Origin of the sequence: Micromonospora sp. CPCC 205546 (assembly GCF_036902715.1) — a bacterium.
In the GTDB taxonomy this organism is placed as follows: Bacteria; Actinomycetota; Actinomycetes; order Mycobacteriales; family Micromonosporaceae; genus Micromonospora.
Genome location: NZ_JBAKHL010000005.1, coordinates 152,801 through 169,471, shown reverse-complemented (window position 1 = coordinate 169,471; position 16,671 = coordinate 152,801). Strand labels below are relative to the sequence as shown.

The window sequence follows — 16,671 nt, the reverse complement described above, 5'->3', positions numbered from 1 at the left end:
GGCAGCGGGTCCTCGCGCCCCTCGGACGTCCGGCTGACCCGGGGATGGGCGGGTACGTTCTCCCGCATGGCAGCGCTGACGGTCGGCTTCGACCTCGACATGACCCTGGTCGACTCCCGTCCCGGGATCGCCGACACCTTCCGGGCGCTGACAGCGCAGACGGGGGTGCACGTGGACGCGGAGGCCGCCGTGTCGCGGCTCGGTCCGCCACTGCGTACGGAGATCGCCCGCTGGTTCCCGCCGGAGCAGGTCGACGAGGCCGTCCGGACGTACCGCGAGCTGTACGCGGCGTACGCGATCACGCCCACGGTCCCGCTGCCCGGGGCCGTCGCCGCGCTCGACGCGGTACGCGCACGCGGCGGTCGCGTGCTGGTGGTGACCGCGAAGCTGGGTCGCCTGGCCCGGCTGCACCTCGACCATCTGGGGCTGGTGGTCGACGAGGTGGCCGGCGACCTGTTCGCAAAGGAGAAGGCGACCGCGCTGCGGCGGCACGGCGCCACCCACTACGTCGGCGACCACGTGGCCGACATGGTGGCCGCCGGGGCGGCGGGCGTACCCGGAATCGCGCTCGCCACCGGCCCGTGCACCGCCGACGAGCTGCGCGCGGCCGGCGCGGAGGTGGTGCTGGATGATCTCACCGGATTCCCGGGGGCACTGGACGGCATGATCCGGCTAGCCTTGGGGCGGTAGACGTCTCAAGCTCAAGCGAAGCAGGGGTTCTCAGGTGCCGACGGGTCGAGTGAAGTGGTATGACGCGGCCAAGGGATACGGGTTCGTCACCAGCGACGAGGGTGGCGACGTGTTCCTGCCCAAGGGCGCGCTACCGGCGGGTGTCGCCGACCTCAAGGGCGGTCAGCGGATCGACTTCAGCGTGGTGGACAGCCGCCGGGGCTCGCAGGCGATGGGGGTCAAGCTGCTCGAGGCCCCGCCGTCGATGGCGGAGCTGCGTCGCCGGCCGGCGGAGGAACTGCACGGCCTCGTCGAGGACATGATCAAGGTGCTGGAGGCGAAGGTGCAGCCGGACCTGCGCCGGGGGCGCTTCCCGGACCGCAGGACGGCGCAGAAGATCGCTCAGCTGGTCCACGCGGTCGCCAACGAGCTGGAGGTCTGAGGCACCAGCCCGGCGTCGGCGGCCCGGCCGAGCAGCGCCTGGACGGCGGCGAACCCCGCGTCCCCCAGGTCGGCGGTGAACTCGTTGACGTAGAGCCCGATGTGCCGGTCCACCACGTCGGGCTCCATCTCCTGCGCGTGTGCCAGCACGTACTCCCGGCTGGCGGCCGGGTCGGCCCAGGCCCGGCGCACCGACTCGCGGATCCACCCGGCCGCCGCCTCGGGGTCGACCGCGCCGCGCCGGGCCAGGATGGCGCCGAGGGGGATGGGCAGGCCCGTGTCGGCCTCCCACCACTCGCCGAGGTCGACCAGGGCGGTGAGGCCGTGCCGCGGGTAGGTGAACCGGGCCTCGTGGATGACCAGCCCGGCGTCGTACCGGCCGGCGGCGACGCCCGGCATGATCTCGTGGAACGGCACGACCTCGATCCGCGCCGGGGGCCGCTCGGCCGCCCAGAGCCGGAAGAGCAGGTACGCCGTGGTCCGGTCGCCCGGCACCGCCACCGTGGCACCACTCAGGTCGGGCCGGCCGGGGCTGTCGGGCTGGCCGGGGTCGCGGTCGCCGCGGGTCAGCACCAGCGGGCCGCAGCCACGGCCGAGCGCGCCCCCGCAGGGCAGCAGGTGGTAGTCGTCCAGCAGCCACGGCAGCGCCGCGTAGCTCACCTTGACCAGGTCGAACGCCCCCCGCTCGGCGGCCGTGTTCGTGACGTCCACGTCGGCGTACGTGACGTCGACCGGCGGGGCGCCGGGCACGAGGCCGTGCACCAGGGCGTGGAAGACGAACGTGTCGTTGGGGCAGGGCGAGATTGCCAGGGAGAGCGCCACTCCCTCACGGTATCCCCGCCCCTCCCACGGACGAGACGTGCCCGGCGGGCGGGGCGCGTGTTCCGCGCTGTCGGCAGACCTCGTCCGACGGCCCCTTTCGAGCTGATGTCGTAAACGATTCAGCCCCGCCCGCCCGCCGCGTGTGGCGGTGAAATTCAGGTGTGACAGGGACATGGGCACCCGTTACGCGGCACGGTCGGCAAGCGGCTCCTGATGTCGCAGACGATTCAGCTCGACAGCGTCGTGGCAGCGTCCTCGTCGCTCGTCGGCCGGGCGGTCCTGGCCGGTTGCCACCGTGCGACGGTCCGAGCCGCTGGCGGCCGACGTTGTCCACAGGTTTGTCCACAGGCGGTGGGTAGGTGTTGAGGAGTCCGCGCTGCGCCGGGAAGCATGTTCTCGTGGCAGAGCTGACGGAAGCCGTCGACCTTGGCGCGGCCCTGCGGGCCCTACGACGCCGCGCGGATCTGAGCCAGCGGGAACTGGCCGAGCGGTCCGGGGTGCCCCAGGCGACCCTGGCCCGGATCGAGTCGGGCCGGGCCGCCGATCCACGGTTCCGCACGGTGGAGCGGCTCGTCCGGGCCGCCGGTGGGGAAGTGCCGATCGGCGTACGCGACACCGCACCCGTACCAACCGCCGACCTGTCGCTGCCGGCGGTGCCGCACGACGCGTTGCGGGACGGAGCAGGGCGTCGCTATCCGGCGCACCTCGACGCCTGGGAGGTGAAGGAGCCGAAGGACTGGCCGGGTGCCTGGTGGGCGAACTGGTACAACCTGCCGCCGGCGCTCTGGCCGTTGCCGGTGCCGCCGGCCACGTACCAGCGGAATCGTCGATACCGGGACCGGCGCCGACGTGCCGAGGAGATCCGGCGGACGGTACGACTGCGTCGGGTGACGGGCGGCGGCCTGCCGTCGACGTCGTGGCGGTTCGTGGCCGAGCTGCCGGGTGGCGAACTGGTCGGTGAGCTACGGGCCCACGAGCGCAGCCCGCACCTGATGGACGGCGACGACCCGAGCGACGAGCGGGAGGTCGTGCTCGACGGTGTTCTCGTCGCCGAGGACTGTCGACGGCTCGGCATCGGGCGCCGGTTGGTCGCGATGCTCTCGGCCGAGATGGACCGCTCGGGCATCCGTACCGCCCACGCGATCGCCGAGGGCGGTGGGGTCGACCTGCTGCTCGCCTGCGGATACCACTTCAAGACGAGCCGGCCGTGGGCCTTGCGGCACGACCGTCGGCCCGCGGCTGCGAACCGACTGTCAGGACCGGCCGGGTGAGGTCAGGGCCGCGGCGGCGGTGGTGAGGGCGGCGAGCGCCTCGCGCATGCGCCAGGCGTCGCGGTCCCGGGGGCCGATCGGGTTGGAGACCGTACGCAGCTCGACGAAGGGGACGCCGGCCTGCGCGGCGGCGACGGCCACGCCGTACCCCTCCATGGCCTCGGCGACGGCGTCGGGATGACGCCGGCGCAGGGCGTCCGTGCTCGCGGCGGTGCCGGTCACCGTGCTGACGGTGAGTACCGCGCCCACCGTCGCCGTCGGCAGCTCGGCCCGCAGGGCGGCCAGCAGCCCCGGGTCGGCGGCGAGCGCGAGGCCGCCACCGAGCCACTCCGGCGGCATGCCCAGCTCGTCGACCGGGAGGAAGCCCGTCGGTGACTCCGCGCCCAGGTCGGCGGCGACGGACACGGAGCCCAGCACCGTCGCACCGACCTCCGCCCGGCCGGCGAAGCCGCCCGCCACGCCCGCGCTGACCACCCCGCCGTACGGGCGCCCGGCCGCCTCGGCCAGCACCAGCAGCCGGGCGGTGGTGGCGGCGGCGACGGCGGGCCCGACCCCCACCGGCAGCACCGTCGTCGACGGATCCACGAGGCCCGCGCGGATCGCCTCGGCCTCGGCGGGTACGGCCGTGACCACCAGCAGGCCCGTCACGGCACGGGTCCCTGCGGTTCCCGCCGGGTCTCGTCGTCCGCGCCGCCGGGCCCGCCGACTGCCGACGACGGTCGGTAGATGTGGTAGCCGGGCGGGGCGAGGGCCGGGTCGTCCAGCGGCGAGCCGCCCTGCGCCGGGGCGGGCGAGACGGGCGCCACCCCCGTCTCGGGTCCGGCCTCCGCCTCGGTGCCCGCGCCGCTCGTGGTGCCCGCGCCGCTCGTGGTGCCCTTGTCGTCTCCGGCGGTGCCGGCGTCGTCCCCGCCCGTGTCGTCGGCCAGTTCCTCGTCGGCGAGCGGGCGACCGGCCAGGCGCTCGGCGCGCAGGCGACTCGCCACCACCACACCCCGGACGGCGGCCAGCGTGCCGGCCCCGGCGACGACGGCGATCCCCACGCGGCCGTCGAAGGGCACGAGGCCCAGCCCGCCACCGGCGACGAACGCGAGCATCAGCACCGTCTCGGAATGGGCGAACGAGCTGGCCCGCAGCCGCTCCGGGATGCGTTCCTGGATCGAGGCGTCGACGGCCAGCTTGGAGATGCCGCTGATCAGCGCGGCCACCAGGCAGAGCAGGGCGACCATGGGCAGCGAGAACATCAACGCGGCGAGGATGCCCACCCCGCCCACGATGATCATGCCGCTGGACTGGATCGCGACGGGTCGGTGGATGCGCAGCCGGGTGCCGATCGCGGTGGCGAGGAAGGTGCCCACGGCCAGCGCGGCGCCGACGAGGCCCAACGCCCCCTCGTCGCCCAGGTCCCGGCCGAAGACGACGGTGGTCAGGTCGCCGGCCTTGATCGCGAAGGCCAGGAAGAGCAGCAGGAAGCCGTACGTCCCGCGCAGCGTCGCGGCGCCGATCAGGGTGGCGATCACGAGTCGGCCGGCCGGCCGCCCCCGACCCAGCGGGCGGTCACCGTTGCGCCGGCCGAGGGCCCGCAGCGGGCGGGGCACCCGCTCGGGCGGCTCGGAGTCGGCCTTCGGCGGCAGCCGCAGGGAGACCACCATGCCGACCAGGAAGATGATCGAGGCGACCCGGAGCGGCCACTGCGGCCCGAACCAGAAGGCGGCCAGCCCGATCGGGGCGACCAGGGCGCCCGCCACCGTGCCGTAGACGCTGGCCCGGGCGCCCACCTGGGAGAGCCCGAGCCCCTCGGGCAACAGCCGCGGGACGGCCGCCGAGCGGGCCACCCCGTACGCGCGGGAGAGCGCCAGCACGCCGAAGGCCGCCGGATAGAGGCCGAAGCCGTGGATGTAGTCGGAGATCAGCCAGGCCAGGAAGGCCCGGCCGAGCATGGTGGCGGCCAGCGCGTAGCGGCGGCCGTGGCGGAAGTGGTCGAGCAGCGGGCCCACCACCGGGGCGAGCATGGCGAACGGCACCATGGTCACCAGCAGGTAGAGCGCGACCTTGCTGCGCGCCTCGCCGAGCGGGACGTTGAAGAAGATCGTCCCGGCCAGGCCGATGGCGATCAGCGTGTCACCGGCGCAGGAGACCGCGTGCAGGTCGAAGAGGCGGACCATGCCGACCTCGCCCCCGGCGCCCCGGGCGCGGGCCCGGCCCGCCCGGCGGGTCATCCACCGCCCGCCGCTGAGCGAGCCGCGGAACAGCAGGCGGACGGCCTTGATGCCGGTGCCGACGGTCCGCCCGAGTACGGACCGCCCGGAGCGGGAGAACAGCGGCATGTCCACCATCCTCGCCCATCCGGTCCGCCCGTGCCGCACCACTGTCCCAGAACGTCATCGGCGGGTGCCTGTCGGTCGGCGGTACGCATGGGGAACAATGGTCGGGTGACCAGGCCTGCCTCCGCCCGTGCCGCTCGTCTCGACCAGGTCTGCGCCGCCGCCGTCGAGGTGGCACGTGACGCCATCACCGAGGTCGACCCCTCGGACATCGGCGACCACCTGCAGGCCGTCGCGGAGGGCGACCGACTCGTCACGCACTACTTCGAGTGTCGGCTCGCCGGCTACCGGGGCTGGCGGTGGGCGGTGACCGTCACCCGCGTGCCGCGCAGCCGGCACGTCACCGTCTGCGAGACGGTGCTGCTCCCCGGCACGGAGGCGATGCTCGCCCCCGGCTGGCTGCCGTGGCAGGAGCGGCTCAAGCCGGGCGACCTCGGCCCCGGTGACCTGCTGCCCACCCCGGCGGACGACGACCGGCTCCAGCCCGGCTACCTGCTCTCCGACGACCCGGCGGTCGAGGAGACCGCCTGGGAGCTCGGGCTCGGCCGGGCCCGGGTGCTCTCCCGGGAGGGGCGCATCGAGGCCGCCCAGCGCTGGTACGACGGCGACCACGGCCCGTCGGCCGCGATCTCTGCCGCCGCCCCCGCCGCCGCCCGCTGCGGGACCTGCGGCTTCTACCTGCCGCTCGCCGGTGCCCTGCGCCAGGCGTTCGGGGCCTGCGGCAACTTCTACGCCCCCGACGACGGCCGGGTCGTCAGCGCCGACCACGGCTGCGGGGCGCACTCCGAGACCCTGATCGAGGCGGCCGAGACCCCGGTCGACGAGATGCCGACGGTCTACGACGACAGCGCGGTCGAGCCCGTGGCGGTCAGCCGGGCACCGGGCTCCGTCGAGGCCGCGGAGCCGGCGGAGCCGTACGGCCACCCCTGACACCACGGGCCGCGGCGCCGGCCTCCGGACCGGCGTCTGCGCAGGTTCAGCGGCCGGCGCGACGGCGACGCCGGTTGGCGTCGTGCCGCATCATCACGGCCAGACCGGGGAAACCCCACAGGAAACCGGCCAGGCAGGTCCACAGCCAGTTCTGGTGACCGTGGGTGGCCAGCCAGTCGCGGAAGAAGAGCAGCAGCACCAGCCCGGCGAGCGCCCAGGCCGCCATCCCGGCGAGGGCGAACGGCACCATCGGCGGGTCGAGCGGCTCGGGCCGCGGTGGCTGCTCCTTCGGCACGCGGCAAGCGTACGCGATCAACTTTTCCTGGTGGCCGGTGATCTGCGACGATGCGCGCGACAACGGAAGATCACCTGCGAGGATCTGATGAAAGTAGCGCCGCCCGAGAACGGCACACCACCCGACGCAGTGCACCCGCGTAACGGTTTCGACCGGTACTTCGAGATCTCCGCCCGTGGCTCGACGATGAGCCGCGAGGTACGCGGTGGCCTGGCGACCTTCTTCACGATGGCGTACATCGTGGTGCTCAACCCGCTCATCATCGGTGGTGCCGTCGACGGCGACGGCAAGAAACTCTCCATCGCCGCCCTCGCCGCGGCAACCGCCCTGGTCGCCGGCCTGATGACCATCCTGATGGGCGTGGTCGGCCGGTTCCCGCTGGCACTCGCCGCCGGCCTCGGCGTCAACGCGCTGGTCGCGTACGAGATCGCCCCGGAGATGACCTGGGCGGACGCGATGGGCCTCGTGGTGATCGAGGGTCTGATCATCGCGGTGCTGGTGCTGACCGGCCTGCGTACGGCGGTGTTCCGCTCCGTGCCGACGCAGATGAAGACGGCGATCGGCGTCGGCATCGGCCTCTTCCTGACCATCATCGGCCTGGTCGACGCCGGGTTCGTCCGCCGGGTGCCGGACGCGGCGAACAGCACCGTTCCCGTGGGGCTGGGCATCGACGGCAGCCTCGGCAGCTGGCCGATGCTGGTCTTCGTGGTGGGCCTGCTGCTGACCGTCGTGCTGCTGGTGCGCCGGGTCAAGGGCGCGATCCTGATCGGCATCCTCGGCTCCACCGTGCTGGCGATCATCGTCGAGGCGGTCGCGAACGTCGGGCCGTCCTTCGTCGACGGCAAGCCCAACCCGAAGGGCTGGGCGCTGAACGTCCCCGAGCTGCCCAAGACCTGGGTGGACGTGCCGGACCTGTCGCTGCTCGGCAACTTCAACGTGTTCGACTCGTGGGGCCGCGCCGGCTGGGTCGTCGTGCTGATGTTCGTGTTCACCCTGCTGATCACGGACTTCTTCGACACCATGGGCACGATGGTGGCGGTCGGCCAGGAGGGGAACATGCTCGACGAGCGGGGCACCCCGCCGCGGGCCAGGGAGATCCTGCTGGTCGACTCGATCGCGGCGGCGGCCGGCGGTGCGGCGAGCACGTCCAGCAACACGTCGTACATCGAGAGTGCGGCCGGTGTGGCGGAGGGTGCCCGTACGGGCGTGGCCAACCTGGTCACCGGCGGGTTGTTCCTGCTGGCGATGTTCCTGGCGCCGCTGGTCGTGGTGGTGCCGTTCGAGGCGGCGTCCACCGCGCTGGTGGTGGTCGGCTTCCTGATGATGACCGCGGTGCGGACGATCGACTGGTCCGACTACGAGATCGCCCTCCCGGCGTTCCTGACGATCGTGCTGATGCCCTTCACGTACTCGATCTCCAACGGCATCGGCGCCGGCCTGATCACGTACGTGGTGGTGAAGCTCGCCCGGGGCAAGGCCCGGGAGATCCACCCGCTGCTGTATGGGGTGGCCGTCCTCTTCGTGCTCTACTTCCTGCGTGGTCCGATCGAGGCCCTGGTCTCCTGAAACACCGCTGGCTGCGGGCCGGGTGGCCGAATCGGGTACCCGGCCCGGAGCAGGGCGAACTTCTCGTGAGCGTGGTCATATCAGTGGTCATTCGCCAAGCTAATTAGTTAGGCTAACTATCGTGACGGAGCGGACGGTGACGGCGAAACGCGTGCCACCGGCGCAGCTGGCACCTCAGCTGCGTGATGCGATCACCCGGCTGAACCGACGGGTCCGCCAGGCCCGGCCGGTCGGCGACCTCACGGTCACCCAGCTCTCCGCACTCACCAGCCTCCGGCTGGCGGGTGCGTTGACGCCACGGGAACTGGCCGATGTGGAACGGGTGCAGCCGCCCACGATGACCAGGATCGTCGCGAAGTTGGAGGAGCGCGGGCTCGTGCAGCGCACCCCCCACCCGACCGACGGCCGGCAGGTCATCCTGGCGGTGACCGAGGGGGGACGGGCGGTGCTCGACCAGTTCGAGCGCGTCCGTGACGAGTGGCTGGCCCGCCGGCTCGACGAGCTGACCGAAGCCGAGCGGGACACCCTGCGGCAGGCCGCTGAGATCCTTCAGCAGCTCGCCCGCGCCTGACCCGCGCGTCGTGCCACCGCGCCGTCCGACGTCGATGACGCGTACGACCGCGAGGAGGCGCACCAAGAGTGCAGGCGAAGCTCAGCACGATGTTCCAGTCCCTACAGGTCCGCAACTACCGGCTCTTCGCATCCGGGCAGCTGATCAAGCTGATCGGCGTCTGGATGATGTTCATCGCCCAGGACTGGCTGGTCCTCGAGCTCACCGACAACTCCGCCACCGCGCTGGGCGTGGTCACCGCACTCCAGTTCACCCCGGTGCTGCTGCTCACCCTGCTCTCCGGGCGGCTCGCCGACCGCTATGACAAGCGGATGCTGCTCTTCTTCGCCAACGCCTTCTGGACGGTGCTGGCGCTCGCCATGAGCCTGCTGGTGATCACCGGGCTCGTGCAGCTCTGGCACGTCTTCGCGTTCGCGGCCCTGCTCGGCGTCGCCAACGCCGTGGAGACCCCGGTCCGGCAGGCGTTCGTCTCCGAACTGGTCGGCACGCCGCTGCTGCCGAACGCGCTCTCGCTGAACGCGGCCGTGTTCAACTCGGCCCGGATCGTCGGCCCGGCCGTCGCCGGCCTGGCCATCGCCGCCTTCGACGTCGGACCGGTCTTCCTGTTCACCGCGCTCAGCTCGATCGCCCCACTGGTCACCGTGATCCAGATGCGCCCCGCCGAGCTGCACCGCGACGCCCTGCCGCCGCGCGACGAGCGGGCGTCGGCCAAGGTGGTCGACGGCCTGCGCTACGTCTGGCGCCGGCCCGACCTGCTGCTGCCCATGGCGATGATGTCGGTGATCGGCATGTCGCTGTTCAACTTCCAGCTCACCCTCGCCGCGCTGGCCAAGACCGTGTTCGAGACCGGTGCCGCCTCGTTCGGGCTGTTCAGCACCGCGCTGGCGGTCGGCGCGCTGGTGGGGGCGCTCGCCGGCACCGGGCGGCGCAGCCGCCCGTCGGTCTGGCTGGTGCTCGGCGCGGGGGTCGGCTGCGCCAGCTTCGGCACGCTGGTGGGGCTCGCCCCGGCGTACTGGATGGTGGTGACGCTGCTGCTGCCGACCGGGTTCTTCATGGTGTTCTTCGCCCAGGCGGCCAACCAGCGGGTGCAGCTCGGCACGGACGCCGCCTTCCGCGGCCGGGTGATGGCCCTGTGGGTGCTGGTCTTCCTCGGCACCAACCCCGTCGGCGCGCCGCTCATCGGCTGGGTCGCCGAGACCTACGGCGCCGGCGCCAGCATCTGGATCGGTGGGCTGATCTCGCTGGCCACCGTCCTGGCCGCGCTCACCTGGCAGCTCCGCCGCTCCGGCGCCCGGCTGCGCTTCCGCGTCCTGCCCATGCCGCGCTTCTACGTCACCTCCGCCGACTGCTGAGCGCCCCGCCCGCCAGGTGGGGACGATCCGCTGTGCGCCACCGCTTCCGTGGATGCCGCGAAAGCGGTGGCGGTAAGGGGGAAAGAGGCTTAGCGTCGATACGTGGAGCCCGGGCGCGCGCTGCTGCTGATCCTGGCCTTCGTCGCCGTGGCCAGCCTGCCGGCGGTGATCGCCCTGGTCTTCTGTGCGGACGAGATCATCGACCGGATCGCCTGCGCGTACGCCGAGTGGCGTGAGCGCCGCCGCGAGCGGCGCACCATCGCCCGGCTGGACCGGGCCGTCGAGGCCGACGTGCTGGCCCGCGACATCGACCTCACCGACTTCGACCGGCCCGACCGGCGCCCGTTGGAGGAACTCGCCGCCGACCTGCGCCGCCTGCGCGGCGGCCACGGGGCCGGCGCGGACGGCCGTCAGCCCGTCTGGCACGGCCTGATCCTCCAGGCGTACGACGACCGGCTCCGGCTGGCCTGCCGGGCCCTCGGGCTCGCCGAGCACCTGACCGAGCTGCAGGGCCTCGACCTGGAGCTGGAACGGGTCCGGGTGGAGGGCCTGCTGCACGCCGCCGGGCTGACCCTGCCCGCCGCCCGGGCCGGCCATCGGCAGCGCCACCGCTGAGGACGGGCGGTGTGAGGCTCTTCGTCGCGCTCTGCCCGCCGCCGGAGGCGGTCGCACACCTCGGCGCGCAGGTCGCCCGGCTGCGCGTCGGCGCGGCTTCCGCCGCCGGGATCAACGTCCGGCTCGCCGACCCGGCGAAGGCACACGTCACCCTCGCCTTCCTCGGCGACGTCGAGGCGGACCGGCTGGTCGCCGTGGAGAGCGCGCTCGGGCTCGCCGCCGAGTGGGCCCGGGACGGCCGCCAGGCCGCGCCTCGGCTCCGGCTGGCCGGCGGCGGGCGGTTCGGGCGGGGCCGGTTCACCGTGCTCTGGGTCGACCTGCGGGGCGAGGTGGAGCCGGTGCAGGTGCTGGCCCGGCTGATCCGTTCCCGACTGCGGCACGCCCGCCTGCCGTACGACGAGAAGCCGTTCCGCCCGCACCTGACGATCGCCCGTCCCGGCGACCGCGTGCCCCCGGTCGACGTGGCGGCCGACCTGGCCACCCTCGACGGCTACGAGGGCCCGCAGTGGCCGGCCGGCGAGATGGTGCTCGTGCGCAGCAACCCCGGCCCCCGCCCCACCTACGAGCGGCTGGCCGCCTGGCCACTCTGACCCGGTCGCCTCACCAGGCCCAGGCCTCCGGCCCGGGACCGCCGTTGCCGACGGGCGGGAAGAGCTCGTCCAGGCGGGTGAGGGTGTCCTCGTCGAGGCTGACGGTCAGGGCGCCCAGGGACCGGTCGAGCTGGTCGGCGGTGCGCGGCCCGATGATCGGCGCGGTCACCCCGGGTCGCGACAGCAGCCAGCCGAGGGCCACGTCCGCTGGGTCGTGACCGAGGTCGCCGCAGAGTTCCTCGTACGCCTCGATGGTCGGCCGGTGCGCGGCGAGCGCGTCGGCGGAGCGGCCACTGGCGCCGCGCGCGGCCCCGCCCTCGGCCATCTTGCGCAGCACCCCGGCGAGCAGCCCGCCGTGCAGCGGCGACCACGGGATGATGCCCAGCCCGTGGTGCTGCGCGGCGGGCACCACCTCGAGCTCGACGTGCCGGGTCATCAGGTTGTAGATGCACTGCTCGGAGACGAGGCCGAGGAAGTGGCGCTTGCCCGCCGCCTCCTGCGCCACCGAGAGGTGCCAGCCGGCGAAGTTGGACGATCCGACGTAGAGGACCTTGCCCTGGGCGACCAGGGTCTCCATGGCCTGCCAGATCTCCTCCCACGGCGTGCTGCGGGAGACGTGGTGCATCTGGTAGAGGTCGATGGTGTCGGTCCGCAGGCGGCGCAGCGAGTCCTCGCAGGCCCGGACGATGTGCCGGGCGGAGAGGCCCTGCTCGTTGGGCCAGTCGCCCATCTTGCCGTAGACCTTGGTGGCCAGCACGACCTTCTCCCGCCGGCCGCCGCCCTGGGCGAACCAGCGCCCGATGATCTGCTCGGTGATTCCCTCACCGGTCTGCCAGCCGTAGACGTTGGCGGTGTCGAAGAAGTTGATCCCGTGCTCGAGGGCCCGGTCCATGATCGCGAAGCTGTCCGGCTCGGTGGTCTGCGGCCCGAAGTTCATCGTGCCGAGGCAGAGGCGGCTGACCGACAGGCCCGTGCGGCCGAGGTGCGTGTACTCCATGAGGCCACCCTGCCACGGCCGCAGGCCGAGTGCCTCGCGACGACCCGGCCGACGGGCCGCCGGCGTACGTGCCGTGGCGGTGCTCGGCCAGGGGCGGCGAGGGTGGCGTCGCGGCGACTCCGGCGACCGGGTGGTCGCCGGAGTCAGGCGGTCACGAGGACTCGCGGGCCGCCGGGCCGCTGCCGAAGAGCACGTCGTCCCAGCTCGGCAGGCGCTTGCGCGGCTTGCCGCCGGCGTCGGTCGACTCGCCCGCCGCTGCCGCCGGCGCGCCCGTGCGCCGGGGCCGGAGCACCGCCAACGACGGCACGGCCGGCACCTCCTTGGGCGCGTCGGAGTCGTCGTCGAACGCGGAACCCTGGCCACCGCCGAGCAGCGCCGCGGCCCCGCCGCCGACCGGCCGCTGGCGCGGCGCGTCCTGCCCGGCCAGGGCGGCCGGGGTGCGGGGTTCGAGCCCGCGGCCCGAGGTGGAGCCGAGCGGACGGTCGAGGGAGGCGAGCAGGGCGTCCCGCCCGGCGCGGATCGGGTCGCGCCCGGGGCGGCTGTGCTCGGCCGCCGCCGGCAGGCCGTGCCCGCCCCGGCTCGGCTCACCGCGCGACGGGCCGGGCAGCGCGTGGCCGCCCCGCTCCGGCGCCGGCTCCTGGCCGAGGATCGGGGTGGGCCGCTCGGCGCAGAGGTATTGCGCCATGTCGTCGTGCGGGGTGACCGCCTGGCGGGTCTTGTCGAGATCCCAGATCGCCTGCGCGGTCGCCTTGCCCGAGGGCCAGGTCGCCACGATCCGCCAGGTGCCGTCGTCGCGGCGCCACGCGTCCCAGGAGATCTTCTCGGTGTCGATTCCATGCTGGGCCAGCCGGCCGTTGACCACCTCGGCGAGCGGGGTGGGCTTCTCCGCGCCCTTGAGCCGGGTGCGCCGGGCGTGCTGGGCGAGCATGGCCCGCTCCTGGAGCACCGGGCCGGCGTAGCGCAGCACCCGGTCGACCGGCACGCCGGCGATGCGGGCGACGTCCTCGGCGGACTCGCCGGAGCGGATCTTCGCCTGGATGTCCCGTGGGGAGAGTGAGGGCACCGGGTCGGCGGCCGTCGTCGGGGCCACCGCGAGCGGCGGGGCGCCGGGCTCGGCGTGCAGCGCGCCGGCGATCCGCTCGTCGATGGGCAGGGCGAGCAGTCGCCCGACCTCGTCGGCGAGCACCAGGGCCTGGCCGTCCTCGGAGAGGGCGACGAAGCGTACTGGGCGCATGGCGTTGCCTCCGTCCCGCTTCGCTGGCCGTCACGCCACGAGCCGGCCACCCGGGCGTCCTCGCACCACCGTACGCGCATCTGCCCGCAGGTGGGGGATGCGACACCCGCATGTCGCGACTGAGCTGCGACGATGATCACGGTCGGTGGCCGCCGTGCGCGTCGGCGGCCACCGACCGTGACGGCGGTTCAGAGTCGCTCGACCACGTAGTCGATCGACGCCGTCAGGGCCTCGACGTCGGCCGGCTCGACGGCCGGGAAGAGCGCGACGCGGAGCTGGTTGCGGCCCAGCTTCCGGTACGGCTCGGTGTCGACGATGCCGTTGGCCCGCAACGCCTTGGCGATCGCGGTGGCGTCGACGGACTCGGCGAAGTCGATGGTGGCGACCACGTTGGAGCGCAGCGCCGGGTCGGTGACGAACGGCGTCGCCACGTCGGAGCGCTCCGCCCAGCCGTACACGATCGCGGCGCTCTCGGCCGTGCGCTTGGCCGCCCAGGCCAGCCCGCCCTGGGAGTTCATCCAGTCGGTCTGCTCGGCGGCCAGGAAGATGGTGGCCAGCGCCGGGGTGTTGTAGGTCTGCTCCAGCCGCGAGTTGTCGATCGCGGTGACCAGGTCGAGGAAGGCCGGGATGTAGCGGCCCGACGCCTTGATCTCGGCGGCCCGCTCCAGCGCGGCCGGGGACATCAGGGCCAGCCACAGCCCGCCGTCGGAGCCGAAGCACTTCTGCGGGGCGAAGTAGTAGACGTCGGTCTCGCCCACGTTGACGTCCAGGCCGCCCGCGCCCGAGGTCGCGTCGACCAGCAGCAGCGAGCCGGGATCGGCGCCGGCGACCCGGCCGATCGGCACGGCGACGCCCGTCGAGGTCTCGTTGTGCGGGGTGGCGTAGACGTCCACCCCGGCCTCGGCGGTCAGGGTGGGGGCGGTGCCGGCCTCCGACTTGCGGACGGTGGGCTCGCCGAGGAACGGGGCGTCCTTGACGGACTTGGCGAACTTCGCGCCGAACTCGCCGAAGCTGGCGAACTGGGCCCGGTCGCGGACCAGGCCGAACGTCGCCACCTCCCAGAACGCCGTGGTGCCGCCGTTGCCCAGCACCACCTCGTAGCCCTCGGGGAGGGAGAAGAAGTCGGCGATGCCACGGCGCAGTCGGGCCACCTGGTCACGGACGGTCTTCTGCCGGTGCGAGGTGCCCAGGTAGCTGGTCGCCACCTCGGTGAGGGCGGAGACCGCCGCCGGACGGACCTTGGACGGCCCGCAGCCGAACCTCCCGTCGGCGGGCTTGAGGTCGTCGGGAATCCGGATGGTCGGTGCGTCAGCCACGGTTGTCGAGATCCTTCCGCATGGGCGAGGGCGGGCCCGGTGTTCAGGCGGGCGCGGATCGACGGCGGACGCGCGCGCAGGCGCACGACGTGGCCGGGACCCGGGCCCGGTCCGGCGACACTGCCGGCCTTCATCCTCCCACCCGTGCGGGCCGCTCCGACCGCTGGTCCCACGCCCGGGTGTGAGGCGTCCACCACAACCCGCGGCGGAGGGCAGCAGGGCGTCGCGCCTGGTCGCGCCCGGACACGCGGAAGGGTTCCTCCCCGTCGGCACGCGACGGGGAGGAACCCTTCCACCACCTCTCAGACGCCGTGCGGGATGGCGTCCCAGCCCTCGACGTCGCTGGGCTTGCGGGTGCCCGGGCCGACGTAGCGGGCCGACGGGCGGACCAGCCGCTGGAGCTTCTTCTGCTCCAGGATGTGCGCGCTCCAGCCGCCCATCCGGGCGCAGGTGAACATGGAGGTGAACATGTGGGCCGGCACCTCGGCGAAGTCCAGCACCACGGCCGACCAGAACTCGACGTTGGTGGCGAGCACCCGGTCCGGGCGGCGGGCCTGCAGCTCGGCCAGGGCGGCCTTCTCCAGCGCCTCGGCGATCTCGAAGCGCGGCGCGCCCAGCTCCTTGGCGGTGCGCCGCAGCACGCGGGCGCGCGGGTCCTCGGCCCGGTAGACGCGGTGGCCGAAGCCCATCAGCCGCTCGCCCCGGTCGAGGACACCCTTGACGTAGCCCTCGGCGTCGCCGCTGCGCTCGACCGCCTCCAGCATGCTGAGCACGCGGGACGGGGCGCCACCGTGCAGCGGGCCGGAGAGGGCGCCGATGCCGGAGGAGATGCAGGCCGCGGCGTCGGCGCCGGTGGAGGCGACGATCCGGGCGGTGAAGGTGGAGGCGTTCAGGCCGTGCTCGGCGGCCGAGATGAAGTAGGCGTCGACGGCCTTGACGTGCCGCGGGTCCGGCTCACCCCGCCACCGCTTCATGAAGCGCTCGACGATGGTGGACGCCTTGTCGATCTCCTTCTGCGGCACGGCCGGCAGGCCCAGCCCGCGCGCCGACTGGGCGACGAAGGAGAGCGCGGTGACCGAGACCCGGGCGAGGTCCTCGCGGGCCTGCTCGTCGGAGATGTCGAGCAGCTGGTGCAGACCCCAGTACGGGGCCAGCATCGCGACCGCGGACTGCACGTCGACCCGGATGTCGCCGGAGTGCACCGGCACCGGGAACGGCTCCGCCGGCGGCAGGCCCGGGCCGAAGCGCCCGTCGACCAGCAGCGCCCACACGTTGCCGAAGGAGACCTGGCCGATCAGATCCTCGATGTCGACACCGCGGTAGCGCAGCGCGCCGCCCTCGCGGTCGGGTTCGGCGATCTCGGTCTCGAAGGCTACGACGCCCTCGAGACCGGGTTTGAAATCGGCCATGTCGCTCTCCTGGATCTGCTCGGTGCGCCCGCCCGGGGCTCCGGTCCCGGCCCAGCCGGGCGAGCGCCTTAGGCGACCCTCAGGGATGTGTTCGTGACATCTTGCCTGCTGGGTAACCGGATGCGCGACCCACTGCGACTGTGCTGCACGCGACATCCCCGGTCCGGGCGGCGCGGTCCGCGTCGGTGACACTGTGCGGTACGGGCTGGCCTGCGCCGCAGGGGGTGGGGCGGGCCCACGAGGAGGAGAGGGAACGTGACGGGGGACACAGC

16 protein-coding genes and 1 pseudogene are annotated in these 16,671 nt (G+C 73.6%); 9 read left to right on the top strand and 8 right to left on the bottom strand.

Annotated features, from left to right (window positions below; translation table 11 throughout):
- Positions 1–66 precede the first annotated feature (66 nt).
- Positions 67–690: an HAD family hydrolase gene (locus V6U77_RS04605; protein ID WP_334604918.1), complete on the top strand. Its 624-nt coding sequence runs from the start codon at positions 67–69 to the stop codon at positions 688–690.
- Between the two features lie 34 nt (positions 691–724).
- Complete coding sequence (locus V6U77_RS04600; protein WP_334604917.1) at positions 725–1,111, top strand: cold-shock protein; 387 nt, start codon at positions 725–727, stop codon at positions 1,109–1,111.
- On the opposite strand, the gene V6U77_RS04595 is transcribed toward V6U77_RS04600, so the two are convergent.
- Complete coding sequence (locus V6U77_RS04595; RefSeq protein WP_334604916.1) at positions 1,072–1,932, bottom strand: 1,4-dihydroxy-6-naphthoate synthase; 861 nt, start codon at positions 1,930–1,932, stop codon at positions 1,072–1,074. The genes V6U77_RS04600 and V6U77_RS04595 overlap by 40 nt on opposite strands.
- A gap of 398 nt (positions 1,933–2,330) precedes the next feature.
- On the opposite strand from V6U77_RS04595, the gene V6U77_RS04590 reads away from it, so the two are divergent.
- Positions 2,331–3,203, top strand: coding sequence for a GNAT family N-acetyltransferase (locus V6U77_RS04590; RefSeq protein ID WP_334604915.1), 873 nt, complete (start codon positions 2,331–2,333; stop codon positions 3,201–3,203).
- Here the strand turns inward: V6U77_RS04590 and V6U77_RS04585 are convergent.
- Together V6U77_RS04585 and V6U77_RS04580 are read right to left on the bottom strand one after the other, a co-directional pair.
- Positions 3,186–3,851, bottom strand: coding sequence for a futalosine hydrolase (locus tag V6U77_RS04585; protein ID WP_334604914.1), 666 nt, complete (start codon positions 3,849–3,851; stop codon positions 3,186–3,188). The genes V6U77_RS04590 and V6U77_RS04585 overlap by 18 nt on opposite strands.
- Positions 3,852–4,116: 265 nt before the next feature.
- Positions 4,117–5,527 (bottom strand): annotated as a pseudogene (locus V6U77_RS04580) (MFS transporter); the annotation flags it as partial.
- An 87-nt stretch (positions 5,528–5,614) separates the two neighbouring features.
- Between V6U77_RS04580 and V6U77_RS04575 the strand changes: the two are divergent.
- On the top strand, positions 5,615–6,454 hold the full coding sequence (locus tag V6U77_RS04575) for a DUF3027 domain-containing protein (protein ID WP_334604912.1): 840 nt from the start codon (positions 5,615–5,617) through the stop codon (positions 6,452–6,454).
- 46 nt (positions 6,455–6,500) lie between these two features.
- On the opposite strand, the gene V6U77_RS04570 is transcribed toward V6U77_RS04575, so the two are convergent.
- Positions 6,501–6,749 carry a DUF2530 domain-containing protein gene (locus tag V6U77_RS04570; RefSeq protein ID WP_334604911.1) on the bottom strand — a complete coding sequence of 83 codons (249 nt, stop codon included), beginning with the start codon at positions 6,747–6,749 and terminating at the stop codon, positions 6,501–6,503.
- 87 nt (positions 6,750–6,836) lie between these two features.
- Between V6U77_RS04570 and V6U77_RS04565 the strand changes: the two genes are divergently transcribed.
- The 5 genes from V6U77_RS04565 (at position 6,837) to thpR (ending at position 11,443) form a co-directional block, all read left to right on the top strand.
- Positions 6,837–8,315: an NCS2 family permease gene (locus tag V6U77_RS04565; RefSeq protein WP_334604910.1), complete on the top strand. Its 1,479-nt coding sequence runs from the start codon at positions 6,837–6,839 to the stop codon at positions 8,313–8,315.
- Between the two features lie 121 nt (positions 8,316–8,436).
- Positions 8,437–8,886, top strand: coding sequence for a MarR family winged helix-turn-helix transcriptional regulator (locus tag V6U77_RS04560; RefSeq protein ID WP_334604909.1), 450 nt, complete (start codon positions 8,437–8,439; stop codon positions 8,884–8,886).
- 68 nt (positions 8,887–8,954) lie between these two features.
- Entirely contained in the window at positions 8,955–10,238 is a 1,284-nt protein-coding gene (locus tag V6U77_RS04555) for an MFS transporter (protein WP_334604908.1), read from the top strand.
- 102 nt (positions 10,239–10,340) lie between these two features.
- Positions 10,341–10,853, top strand: a complete 513-nt coding sequence (locus V6U77_RS04550; protein ID WP_334604907.1) for a hypothetical protein — start codon at positions 10,341–10,343, stop codon at positions 10,851–10,853.
- Positions 10,854–10,864: 11 nt separating this feature from the next.
- Positions 10,865–11,443, top strand: coding sequence for an RNA 2',3'-cyclic phosphodiesterase (gene thpR, locus V6U77_RS04545; RefSeq protein WP_334604906.1), 579 nt, complete (start codon positions 10,865–10,867; stop codon positions 11,441–11,443).
- A gap of 10 nt (positions 11,444–11,453) precedes the next feature.
- Here the strand turns inward: thpR and V6U77_RS04540 are convergent, their stop codons facing one another.
- From V6U77_RS04540 to V6U77_RS04525, 4 genes are all read right to left on the bottom strand, one after another.
- Positions 11,454–12,440: an aldo/keto reductase gene (locus tag V6U77_RS04540; protein WP_334604905.1), complete on the bottom strand. Its 987-nt coding sequence runs from the start codon at positions 12,438–12,440 to the stop codon at positions 11,454–11,456.
- A gap of 151 nt (positions 12,441–12,591) precedes the next feature.
- Positions 12,592–13,674, bottom strand: a complete 1,083-nt coding sequence (gene sepH, locus V6U77_RS04535; protein WP_334604904.1) for a septation protein SepH — start codon at positions 13,672–13,674, stop codon at positions 12,592–12,594.
- A gap of 188 nt (positions 13,675–13,862) precedes the next feature.
- Positions 13,863–14,990 (bottom strand): phosphoserine transaminase, encoded by a 1,128-nt coding sequence (serC, locus tag V6U77_RS04530; RefSeq protein WP_334604903.1) that lies wholly within the window; start codon positions 14,988–14,990, stop codon positions 13,863–13,865.
- 302 nt (positions 14,991–15,292) lie between these two features.
- Positions 15,293–16,399 carry a citrate synthase 2 gene (locus V6U77_RS04525; protein ID WP_334604902.1) on the bottom strand — a complete coding sequence of 369 codons (1,107 nt, stop codon included), beginning with the start codon at positions 16,397–16,399 and terminating at the stop codon, positions 15,293–15,295.
- Positions 16,400–16,671 lie beyond the last annotated feature (272 nt).